The organism is Pseudomonas sp. MYb185 (genome assembly GCF_002979975.1).
Lineage (GTDB): Bacteria > Pseudomonadota > Gammaproteobacteria > Pseudomonadales > Pseudomonadaceae > Halopseudomonas.
Window position 1 is genome coordinate 104990 of the sequence record NZ_PCQD01000010.1, and the last position, 10998, is coordinate 115987.

The following is a 10998-nucleotide window of genomic DNA, read 5'->3' on the forward strand; positions in this document are numbered from 1 at the left end:
GTTATTCAGTCAACAGTGGCGCACAGGCGGGGTCTGCTGATGCTTCATGGCAAACCTCGTATCCGCAGGGTACCTCATCCCAGGGCGATAAGCGGCTATACCTGGCTGCCGAGGTAACGCCTTTCCCAGGGGCTGATTTCGTCCATGAAGCTGTCCAGCTCCAGGCGCTTGCAGGCCAGGTAGCCTTCGATGAACTCTTCGGTGAACATCGCGCGGGCCACTTCACTGACCTGCAGCCGACGAATCGCCCGGTGCAGGGTGCAGCTCAGGCGCAGATCATCCGGCACCTCGAACTCGCCCTGGGCCGGCAGGTCCGGCTGCAGCTGGCGTTCGATGCCGTACAGCCCGGCGCCGAGGGTCGCGGCAAGCGCCAGGTAGGGATTGGCGTCAGCACCGGGCACCCGGTTCTCCACCCGCCGTGCATCCGGTTCACTGAATGGCACGCGCAACCCGGTACGCCGATTGTCCTGCGACCAGCACAGGTTGTTGGGCGAAGCATAGGTGTGACAGTAACGCTGGTAGGAGTTGATGTTCGGTGCCATCAACAGGATCAGATCGCCCAGCCCGGCCTGCAGACCACCGATATAGTGTCGGAACAGCGGCGTCGCCTCCTGGCTGGTGGCGTCGGTGAAGATGTTCTGCCCGGCCTGGTCCACCACACTCTGATGGATATGCATGGAAGAGCCGGGCATCCTCGACAGCGGCTTGGCCATGCACACCGCGATCAGCCCATGCTTGAGCGCGATCTCGTGCAACAGGTACTTGAACAGGAAGGTCTGGTCGGCGATCAGCAGCGGATCGTCATGGATGAAGTTGACCTCGTACTGGCTCAACCCCATCTCGTGCATGACCGCCTCGCAGGGAATCCCCACCGCCGCCATGCCAGCCTTGAGTTCGGCGAAGAATGGCTGCAGACCGGTCACCGAACCCAGGGCAAATGCCTGGTTACCGACCTCACGCCGGCCGTCCAGCCCCAGCGGCGGGCGAAACGGCTGCAGCACGTCGGGATTATGCTCGAAGACATAGAACTCGATCTCGGTGGCCACCTTCGGCGACCAGCCCCGGGCCTGATAGCGCTCCACTACCCGCTGCAGCATGCTGCGGGAGGACAGTCTGGAAGGCGCACCGTCCACCTCCAGCGCTTCACATAGCGCCAGCGCCCGGGGCGAGGCCGTCCAGGGCGTGACATGCAGTTGGCCAGGCACGGTACGCAGGATGAAGTCACTGTCGTCATAGCCGTAGTAGCGCGGGTCAGGGTATTCCCCGGTCAGGCATTGCACCAGCACACCATGGGCCATCTGTACCCGGCGCCCCTGCGCATAGGCCTGGGCGTTGATCACTTTGCCCCGAGGTATGCCGTTCATGTCGGCGATCACACATTCGACCTCGGCAATGCCGGCCAGACGCTGGGAAAGCGATTGGGCTACGGAGAGGGAAGTCATGAAAAGTACCTTGTTGCGACAGCTGCCTGCCCGGAAAGGTGTCGATATTACCGCATCGAGACGGCAGTGAATAATCCTGCCGCCCGACAGTCATGATGCCGAACGGGTACTGGTGCCTATTACCCGGATGAGTTACTGTAGCCGCGAAATATGAACGAACATTCATTCTCATAACAATAACAAGGAGTCCGCATGAACAAACCTACACTCTGGCAGGGGCTGAGTACGCTGCTGCTCCCCCTGTTGCTGGCCGGCTGCCTCGGCGGCAGCGGATCAAGCCGCGATAGCGCCCCCGGCGACCCCCAGCCACCCATTGGGCCGGCCAACAGCCCGACCTATCTGGAGGCGGTCGGCATCGGTGTCAGCGACCTCGAGGCTGCCGTCAGCTTCTACCGCAACGGGCTGGGCATGCGCGAGCTGCAGCGGCTGACCCGGGAGGATCGTATCGAAGTGGTCATGGAATCGGCTGATCGGCGCGGCTCTCAGCTGCTGCTGATGGAGTTTACCGACGGCGTGGGTCGGAACTACCAGCAGAATCCAGGCAAGCTGGTGTTCTATGCAAAGGATGCCAACACCTTTGCCGAGCGCTTCGAAGCCGCCGGCGGGCGCATCACCGCACCGCCCAGTCCGCTGCCGGAATATGACGGTACTCTGGTGGGCTTCGGCCGCGATCCGGACAACAACCTGATCGAGATGGTCGGCGTGCCCACCCTGGCTGATTCGTTCCTCGCCGCCGTCGGCATCGGCGTCAGCGACCTGCAACAAGCACGCCGTCTGTATGGCGATGCCCTGGGGCTGACGGAGCAGGAGTTCCTGCAGGTACCCAACCTGTACGATGAATACACCCTGATCTCACCGGTGCCTGGCGGATCTGCCCTGGTGCTGATGCACTGGACCAACGGCAGCGAGCCGAACTACCAGGACAATCCGCTGAAACTGCAGCTGGCCAGCGCCGACCCGCAGTCCCTGGCCGACAACCTGGCCAATGCCGGTGCAGAGATCCTCCGCCAGCCGGCCCCGTCCAGCGAAGCGGATCTGCCCCGGACCAGCATCGGTTATGCCAGCGACCCCGATGGCACCCTGCTGGAAATCCGCCAATCCATTCGCGCCTACCTGGGAGCCGCCGCCATCGGCGTAGAGGACCTGGGTGCGGCGGAGACCTTCTATACCACTGGTCTGGGCATGCAGGTGGTGGAGCGACGCAGCCGCGATAACCGGGACGAGGTGGTACTGGAATCGGCCGATGGCACCGGCTCGCAGGTGGTACTGATGGGGTTCACCGATGGCCTGCCACGCAACTACCGGCAGAACCCCGGCAAGCTGGTGTTCTACATCAGGGATCTGGCCAGCTATATCGACGCCTTCATCGCTGCCGGCGGACGCATCACCCTGCCCCCCGCCACCGACCCGGTACTGGGGGTGACGGTCGGCTTTGGCCGCGACCTGAACAACAACCTGATCGAACTGGTCTCTGAGCCGGAAGCCGAGCATTCCTACTTCGGCGCCTTCGGCATCGGGGTCAGCGATCTGGAACAGGCCCGGGCCTTCTATGTCGACCAACTGGGCTTCCGGCAACTGATGTACCTGCCGATCCCGGGCATGTACAACGAGTACATCCTGCAGGGCTATGGTGGCTCGGCGTTGGTACTGATGAACTGGACCAATGGTGGCAGTCATCACTATCAGGACAATCCGGTGAAAATGGAGATCCGCAGCATTGCCCCTACCGCGTTCACCGAGGCCGTCGAGCAGGCGGGTGGCGAGCTGGTGCAGGCTCCCGGGGTGTCGGAGGACGAAGGCCTCACGGGGCAGCTGGTGGGCTACGCCAGGGACCTGGATGGCAGCACGATCGAGATCCGACAGGCGGAGTGGGGACTGCAGTAACCTGGTCCCCATAACGAAGATCCCCGGCCGGAGCCGGGGACCTTCAATCACGGACAAACGCCTCAGAAACTCAGCAGGCGGTCGCCATCCTCATCCTGGATACGGGTCGGCAGGCCGATCTCGTTGAGCAGGTTGATGAAGGGCTTGCAGTCCAGCTCTTCGACGTTGACCATCTTCTGCACATCCCACACACCTTGGGCGATCAGAATAGCCGCTGCCACCGGCGGCACGCCAGCGGTGTAGGAAATGCCCTGGCTGCCCACTTCCTGGTAGGCTTCGGCATGGTCGGCGACGTTGTAGATGAACACTTCCTTGTCCCTGCCGTCCTTCTTGCCCTTGACCTTGTCACCGATGCAGGTCTTGCCGGTGTACTTCGGTGCCAGCGATGCCGGATCGGGCAGGACTGCCTTGACCACCTTGAGCGGCACCACTTCCTGCCCCTCGGCGGTGGTGACCGGCTGTTCGGACAGCAGGCCCAGGCTGTTCAGCACGGTGAACACGTTGATGTAGTGATCACCAAAGCCCATCCAGAAACGGATATTCGGCACATCGAGGTTCTTCGACAGCGAATGCAGCTCATCATGACCGGTCATGTAGCTGGTACGCTCGCCGACCACCGGCAGATCGTCGGTGCGCTTGATCTCGAACATCTTGTTCTGCACCCACTGGCTGTTCTGCCAGCTCCATACCCGACCGGTGAACTCACGGAAGTTGATCTCCGGATCGAAGTTGGTGGCGAAATAATGACCATGATCGCCGGCGTTGATATCGATGATATCGATGTCACTGACCGTGTCGAAATATTCGTTCACGGCAATGGCGGCATAGGCGTTGACCACGCCCGGATCGAAGCCAACCCCGAGGATGGCGGTGACCTGGTTCTGCTCACACAGCTCGCGGCGCTTCCACTCGTAGTTGCCGTACCACGGCGGCGTCTCGCAGATCTTCTCCGGGTCTTCGTGAATGGCGGTATCCAGGTAGGCGGCACCGGTCTCGATGCAGGCCTGCAATACCGACATATTGATGAAAGGCGATCCGACGTTGATGACCAGTTGCGACTGTGTCTTGCCAATCAGAGCCTTGGTGGCCTCGATATCGAGTGCATCCAGGGCATGGGCTTGCAATTCACCGGCAGTTTTCAGACTGCCCTTTTCTCGCACGCTGTCGACGATCTGCTGACACTTCTCGACAGTACGCGAGGCGATATGGATGTTACCCAGTACGTCGTTATGCTGCGCGCACTTGTGCGCAACGACCTGGGCCACTCCTCCGGCACCAATAATCAGAACGTTTCTCTTCATTATCTTTCCTCTAATTGCCTCCTTGGGCTGGGAATTTGACCTCAGGAGAGGCCACTCACAAAGTCATCGAATCCGAATTCGCGTACCAGCTCGACGTCACCGTTGAGCTGCCGCACGGCAATGGATGGCATCTTCACGCCATTGAACCAGTTCTTCTTTACCATCGTGTAACCGGCAGCATCGATAAACGATAGCCGATCACCGATCTGCAGCTCGCGATCGAAGCGGAATTCACCGAAGATGTCCCCGGCCAGGCAGGACTTGCCACAGACCATGTACTCGTGGGGACCATCGCAGGGCACCATCTTCGCCGATTCGCGGTAGATCAGCAGATCCAGCATGTGCGCCTCGATCGAGCTGTCGACCACGGCCAACTGCTTACCATTGTAGAGGGTGTCCAGCACCGTGACCTCAAGCGAGGTGCTCTGGGTGATGGCGGCCTCACCCGGCTCGAGGTAGACCTGCACCCCGTAGCGCTCGGCAAATGCCTTCAACCGGGCGCACAGTCGATCCAGCGGATAACCCTCACCGGTGAAATGAATACCACCGCCGAGACTGACCCATTCGACCCGCTCGAGCAGGGAGCCGAAACGCTCCTCGATGTGCCCGAGCATGCTGTCGAACAGCTCGAAGTCGCTGTTTTCGCAGTTGTTGTGGATCATGAAGCCGGAGATCTGGTCGATCGCCTGCTCGACCTTCTGCGCATCCCATTCGCCCAGGCGGCTGAATGGCCGTGCCGGATCGGCAATCAGCCAGTCCGAACTGCTGACCTGCGGATTCAGGCGCAACCCACGGATGTGGCTGGCCGAGGCACCGGCAAAGCGCTGCAGCTGGCTGATGGAGTTGAAGATGATCTTGTCCGAATGGGCCAGTACCTCTTCGATCTCATCATCGGCGTAGGCCACGCTGTAGGCATGGGTCTCACCACCGAACTTGAGCTTGCCGAGCTTGACCTCGTACAGGGAAGAGGAAGTGGTACCGTCCATGTATTGCCCCATCAGGTCGAAAACCGACCAGGTGGCAAAGCATTTGAGAGCCAGCAGCGCCTTGGCACCGGAGTGTTCGCGCAGATAGGCGATCTTCTCCATGTTGCGCAGCAGTTTGCTCTTGTCGATCAGGTAATACGGCGTCTTGATCACGGTGTGATTGCCCTCAATCTGTCCGGCACGAGGCCAGGCATTACGCAAACGGGCGATTATAGAGCAAAGGGTGCGGTGCTTCGAGAAAATTTGCGGGGCGAACGAGGCGGATTCATACCGCTTGTTACCTGCTTGGAGGAGCCCGGGCGCGAGAGGCCCGGGCGGGGCAGATCAGAAGTTGTAGCGTAGGCCGATGGTGGCCAGGTCTATGTCAACCTCTACATCGCGTCCAGCCTCAATATCGCGGTACTCGACATCATTGTACCGCTCATACTCCACGGCCACTTCAAACTGGGGATTGATTGCAAAAGTTGCCCCAACCGCATAGGAGGTAATCCAGTCCTTTTCGGAAGAGCTGGCACGCTCATCAAAAAACGTATCCTTAGCCTTGTAATCTGCTTCCAACTGGTGATAGCCCACCTTGCCATAGAGCTTGAAGCGATTCAGGGGAAGGGTACCCACGAGGTTGGCACCATAGCCGGAAACCTCGATCGTTTCCTTGTAGTCGGGCTGCTTGTAAGTCGCCTCGCCCAGGTCAATATACTGCAACTCGACACCAACATACTTATTCAGCTGAACCCCTGCACCCACCTTGAACGCAGTGTCCTTCTCGTCTACCGAGCCAGCAAATGGCTTGAAATAGCTGCCAAAGTCATAATCCGCCTGACCCACATTGCCAAACAGATAACCATTGACCTGACTTTCCGCAGCCTGAACTCCGGCTACCATCAGGCCGGAAACCATTACCGCCAACAGTGATTTACGAAACATGAACTTGCTCCATCTAGTCCTTTGAAGCTGTCTCCATGACAGCCTGTCCTTTTGCGTGGCCAGAGCACGCAAAAGGATAGTAAATCACCGCACCGAAAGATGTCATCCCAATATCACGCCAACATCATCACAGCGTCATATCATGGCAGCCGGGTCATCCATCTCCCCTGCCTGCCAGCGTATCGTCTCCGGTGCGTCAGCGCCCTGGGCAATGGCATGGGACACCTGGGGCGCGGCGTAGCACTGGTCGCCCCGACTCGGCTGCCAGCTGTTGAACTGGGCATGGGTGATACCGATTTCCCATGGCTCCTCCGATTCCCAGCCGATGGGTGAAAGCTCCAGGCGCACTTCGGCACCCACCAGGCTGATGGAGTCAATGCGCAGGGGCAGATGGGCGTGCGCCGCCGGCATTGTCTGCAAGTGCACCTCATGGGAGCGCATGTACAGTTGCAACGCCTGAGCCTGAGCCTGCGGCGGCTGCGGTAAGCGCACCCAGGCCTCGCCCTGACGCAGCACCTGCTCTTCGACCTCTCCGGCGAAGACGTTCACCTGCCCCAGAAAGTCGAACACGAAGCGGCTGGATGGCTGGGCATAGAGCTTCTGCGGGCTGTCCACCTGCTCGATATTCCCAGCGCTCATCACCGCCACCTGATCGGACAGTTCCAGCGCCTCCTCCTGGTCATGGGTGACGAATACGCTGGTGAAGTGGAACTCTTCGTGCAGCGCCCGCAACCAGCGACGCAGGTCCTTGCGCACCTTGGCATCCAGAGCGCCGAAGGGCTCATCCAGCAGCAGGATCTGCGGCTTCATCGACAGCGCCCGGGCCAGAGCGATACGTTGCTTCTGGCCACCGGACAATTGCACCGGATAACGCTGCGCCAGATGGCCCAGTTGCACCATTTCCAGCAGCATCTGCACACGCTTGCGAATTTCCGCCGCTGGCGGGCGCTCCCGGGCGGGCAGCACATCCAGGCCGAAGGCCACGTTCTGTGCCACCGTCATATGCCGGAACAGGGCGTAATGCTGGAACACGAAACCGACCCGGCGTTCGCGCACATGCAACCGTGTGACGTCCTCGCCCTGGAACAGAATACGCCCCTCATCGGCGGTTTCCAGGCCGGCAATGATGCGCAGCAACGTGGTCTTGCCCGACCCCGACGGGCCCAGCAGACCGACCAGCTGGCCATCCGGGACATCCAGCGAGATGTCTCGCAAGGCCTGGAAAGAGCCAAAATGCTTGCTAATACCTTCGATGGAAATACTCATCAGCGACTATCCGATAGATCATCCAGAGGAGCACGCTGACGGGCCTGGCGCCACTCCACGAAACTTTTCACGACGATGGTCAGCAGCGCTATACCGGCCAGCAGCGACGCGCTGGCAAAGGCACCGACCACGTTGTAATCCTGATACAGCAACTCGACATGCAGCGACAGGGTATTGGTCTCGCCACGGATATTGCCCGACACCACCGATACGGCGCCGAACTCCCCTACCGCCCGGGCGTTGGTCAATACCACGCCGTACAACAGTGCCCACTGGATATTCGGCAGGGTAACCCGGCGGAACAGTTGCCACCCGGTAGCGCCCAGCACCACCCCAGCCTCTTCCTCTTCACGCCCCTGCTGTTGCATCAATGGAATCAGTTCGCGGGCGACGAAGGGACAGGTGACGAACACAGTGACCATGACGATGCCGGGCCAGGAGAACATCAGCTGCACATCCCGGTCCATCAGCCAACTGCCCAGCCAGCCATTGCTGCCATACAACAGCAGATAGAGCAGACCCGCCACCACGGGCGATACCGCGAAGGGAATATCGATCAGGGTGATCAGCGCCTTGCGCCCGGGAAACTCGAAGCGCGTCACCAGCCAGGCCAGGAAGATCCCGAATACCAGGTTGATCGGTACCGTCAACGCCGCCACCAGCAGCGTCAGGCCAATGGCGTGCTGGGTATAGCGGTTGGTGAGGTTATCCCAGTAGGTGCCCGCCCCGGCAGACAGCGCCATATCGAAGATCAGGATCAGCGGAATCACCAGCATCAGCATGGTGGTGATCATCGCCAGTGCGATCAGCGACCACTTGACCCAGGGCTGATCACCCGCACGCATCGTCTTGCGTTGTTGCATGTACGTTATCTCCCGTGCAGCCGGCGCAGATAACGCGCCTGCCAGAGGTTGATACTCAGCAACAGAACCAACGAGGCCATCAATACGACTGAAGCGATAGCACTGGCCGCAGCATGATCGAATTCCTGCAGCCGCACGAAGATCATCAAGCTGGTAATCTCGCTGACGTAGGGCATATTGCCGGCAATAAAGATCACCGCGCCGAACTCACCCAGGCTGCGGGTGAAGGACAGGCCTATGCCGGTCATCAACGCCGGCCAGATAGCCGGAAACAGGATACGCCGAAACACCGTCCAGTCCGACGCCCCCAGACTGACTGCTGCTTCTTCATCCTCTGGCGCCTGGTCTTCCAGTACCGGCTGCACCGTACGCACCACAAAGGGCAGACTGGTAAAGGACATGGCGACGATGATCCCCAGCGGGGTAAAGGAGATCTGGAGACCGAGCGCAGCAAAATACTGACCGTACCAGCCATCCCGGGCGAACAGGGCTGCAAGAGTGATACCCGCCACCGCCGTAGGCAGCGCAAACGGCAGGTCGACCAGCGCATCCATGATGCGCTTGCCGGGAAACTCGTAACGCACCAGAACCCAGGCCAGCAGCAGCCCCACCACTGCGTTGATCACTGACGCCAGCGCTGCTGTCCAAAGGGTAACCTTGTAGGAGGCGACGACCCGCTCATCGGTGATAACGGCCCAGTATTGCTCCCAGCCCATCCCCGCCGTATGGGCAATCAGGCCGGTAACCGGCAGTATCAGGACAACGCTGATGAAGAACAGCGAAATACCGAGGCTCAAAGCAAAACCCGGCAAGACACGCTTGCCGGGTTGGCTGGAACGGCCTGGCAACAGGCCGGAAAAAGATCGATTCATTGGATGAAGGCTAGTTACCGACGTTGAAGTTGGTCAAGTTTACCACCGCTGGCAAAATGTTCCTTCATCACGTTCTCCCAACTGCCACCAATCTGCTCGACGGAAACCAGCTCCAGATCGGGAAACTGGTCAGCAAACTCAGCCTTGACCGTCTCGTTATGCACCCGGTTGTAGAAGCCGGCAATCAGGCGCTGGGCATCTTCAGTGTAAAGACCTTCAAGATAGGCCTTGGCCAGTTCTTCAGTGCCATTCTGCCTGACACTGCGGTCTACCCATGTCACCGGGAACTCAGCCAGGAAACTGATCTTGGGGACAACCACTTCATAGTCAGGGTTCTCAGCAGCAATGTTGTTCACTTCCGACTCGAAGGTCAGCAACACATCGCCGATACCGCGCTCCACGAAGGTCGTGGTAGCACCGCGTCCACCGGTATCGAACACAGCCACGTTACCGAGGAAAGTACGCAGGAAGTTGTCGATGGCTGCCTGGTCTTCGCCATAGGTTTTCTGGGCATAACCCAGTGCAGCAAGATAGGTGTAGCGACCGTTACCCGACGTTTTCGGGTTCGGCAGTACAGAACTTACGTCCTTACGAGCCAGGTCATCCCAGTTCTGGATATTCTTCGGGTTGCCCTTGCGGACCAGGAAAGCCATGGTCGAGTAGTACGGCGAGCTGGCATTGGGCAGACGCTCGCGCCAGTTCTCGGGGATCAGATTGCCACGCTCATGCAGGATATCCACGTCGGTCACCTGATTGTAGGTCACCACATCGGCACGCAGCCCCTGGATGATGGCTTGGGCCTGACGCGAGGAACCGGCATGGGACTGCTTGATTTCTACCGTCTTGCCGGTCTTTTCCTGCCACTGCTCGGCGAACAGCTCGTTATAGGCGGAAAACAGTTCGCGGGCGATGTCATAGGAGGAGTTGAGCAGCTCCTGATCAGCTGCCTGCGCATGACCCATGGATAAGCCGGCGCTCAGCATCAGCGCTCCACCCCAACGGCTGGCTCGCTTGAACAGGGAACGGTGAGTGGTCATACATCCTCCAGGCAGTTACTGCTGCGATTAATCAGACCAAAGAGAATAACGAAGCCCACCTTATATAACAATATTCTAATTAGACCGTTTTGCTTATCACTCAAAACGATAAGGAATAAGGAGGCGGATTATCGTGGAGTGTAGTGCGCCAAGCCCGCACTCGGGATCAACACAGGGATGTACTGCCGCGCCAGGCGTAGCGCAGGCGCGCTACACCCCCGCTTGCCGCTCCCGGGTTGTCGAGCGCCTGTGACCTGCTCGACGACGGCGGTGCTGGCAGGACACATTGGGAGCGCAGAAAAGACAAAACCCCGATCAGTATTCTGATCGGGGTTCTGCGTTTGGCGCTTGACGATGACCTACTCTCACATGGGGAAGCCCCACACTACCATCGGCGATGCATCGTTTCACTGCTGAGTTCGG

The 10998-nt window shown here is 59.6% G+C and carries 9 protein-coding genes; 1 reads left to right on the plus strand and 8 read right to left on the minus strand.

The features are described 5' to 3' along the window. Positions 1-95: 95 nt before the first annotated feature. Positions 96-1442, minus strand: a complete 1347-nt coding sequence (locus CQ007_RS15055; protein ID WP_105646656.1) for a glutamine synthetase family protein — start codon at positions 1440-1442, stop codon at positions 96-98. 192 nt (positions 1443-1634) lie between these two features. On the opposite strand from CQ007_RS15055, the gene CQ007_RS15060 reads away from it, so the two are divergent. Beyond that, positions 1635-3326, plus strand: a complete 1692-nt coding sequence (locus tag CQ007_RS15060) for a VOC family protein (RefSeq protein WP_105646657.1) — start codon at positions 1635-1637, stop codon at positions 3324-3326. A 62-nt stretch (positions 3327-3388) separates the two neighbouring features. Here the strand turns inward: CQ007_RS15060 and CQ007_RS15065 are convergent, their stop codons facing one another. From CQ007_RS15065 to cysP, 7 genes are all read right to left on the minus strand, one after another. Continuing rightward, positions 3389-4627 carry a saccharopine dehydrogenase family protein gene (locus CQ007_RS15065; protein WP_105646658.1) on the minus strand — a complete coding sequence of 413 codons (1239 nt, stop codon included), beginning with the start codon at positions 4625-4627 and terminating at the stop codon, positions 3389-3391. 41 nt (positions 4628-4668) lie between these two features. Then, positions 4669-5766: a carboxynorspermidine decarboxylase gene (gene nspC, locus CQ007_RS15070; RefSeq protein WP_105646659.1), complete on the minus strand. Its 1098-nt coding sequence runs from the start codon at positions 5764-5766 to the stop codon at positions 4669-4671. 171 nt (positions 5767-5937) lie between these two features. Continuing rightward, complete coding sequence (locus CQ007_RS15075; RefSeq protein ID WP_105646660.1) at positions 5938-6537, minus strand: porin family protein; 600 nt, start codon at positions 6535-6537, stop codon at positions 5938-5940. A 135-nt stretch (positions 6538-6672) separates the two neighbouring features. Next, a complete protein-coding gene (locus CQ007_RS15080) occupies positions 6673-7803 on the minus strand; it encodes a sulfate/molybdate ABC transporter ATP-binding protein (protein ID WP_105646661.1) in 1131 nt (376 codons plus the stop codon). Continuing rightward, positions 7803-8666 (minus strand): sulfate ABC transporter permease subunit CysW, encoded by an 864-nt coding sequence (gene cysW, locus CQ007_RS15085; RefSeq protein ID WP_105646662.1) that lies wholly within the window; start codon positions 8664-8666, stop codon positions 7803-7805. The genes CQ007_RS15080 and cysW overlap by 1 nt, the downstream gene beginning before the upstream one ends. Positions 8667-8671: 5 nt before the next feature. Further along, on the minus strand, positions 8672-9538 hold the full coding sequence (gene cysT, locus CQ007_RS15090; RefSeq protein WP_105646663.1) for a sulfate ABC transporter permease subunit CysT: 867 nt from the start codon (positions 9536-9538) through the stop codon (positions 8672-8674). A 14-nt stretch (positions 9539-9552) separates the two neighbouring features. Then, positions 9553-10575: a thiosulfate ABC transporter substrate-binding protein CysP gene (cysP, locus tag CQ007_RS15095; RefSeq protein WP_177424373.1), complete on the minus strand. Its 1023-nt coding sequence runs from the start codon at positions 10573-10575 to the stop codon at positions 9553-9555. Positions 10576-10998: the final 423 nt, after the last annotated feature.

What these genes read in the sequence shown, in the direction of transcription:
- CQ007_RS15080 (WP_105646661.1), bottom strand. Translation starts at nt 7,803, where the DNA reads ATGAGTATTTCCATCGAAGGTATTAGCAAGCATTTTGGCTCTTTCCAG.
- cysP (WP_177424373.1), bottom strand. Translation starts at nt 10,575, where the DNA reads ATGACCACTCACCGTTCCCTGTTCAAGCGAGCCAGCCGTTGGGGTGGA.
- cysT (WP_105646663.1), bottom strand. Translation starts at nt 9,538, where the DNA reads ATGAATCGATCTTTTTCCGGCCTGTTGCCAGGCCGTTCCAGCCAACCC.
- cysW (WP_105646662.1), bottom strand. Translation starts at nt 8,666, where the DNA reads ATGCAACAACGCAAGACGATGCGTGCGGGTGATCAGCCCTGGGTCAAG.
- CQ007_RS15060 (WP_105646657.1), top strand. Translation starts at nt 1,635, where the DNA reads ATGAACAAACCTACACTCTGGCAGGGGCTGAGTACGCTGCTGCTCCCC.
- CQ007_RS15075 (WP_105646660.1), bottom strand. Translation starts at nt 6,537, where the DNA reads ATGTTTCGTAAATCACTGTTGGCGGTAATGGTTTCCGGCCTGATGGTA.
- CQ007_RS15065 (WP_105646658.1), bottom strand. Translation starts at nt 4,627, where the DNA reads ATGAAGAGAAACGTTCTGATTATTGGTGCCGGAGGAGTGGCCCAGGTC.
- CQ007_RS15055 (WP_105646656.1), bottom strand. Translation starts at nt 1,442, where the DNA reads ATGACTTCCCTCTCCGTAGCCCAATCGCTTTCCCAGCGTCTGGCCGGC.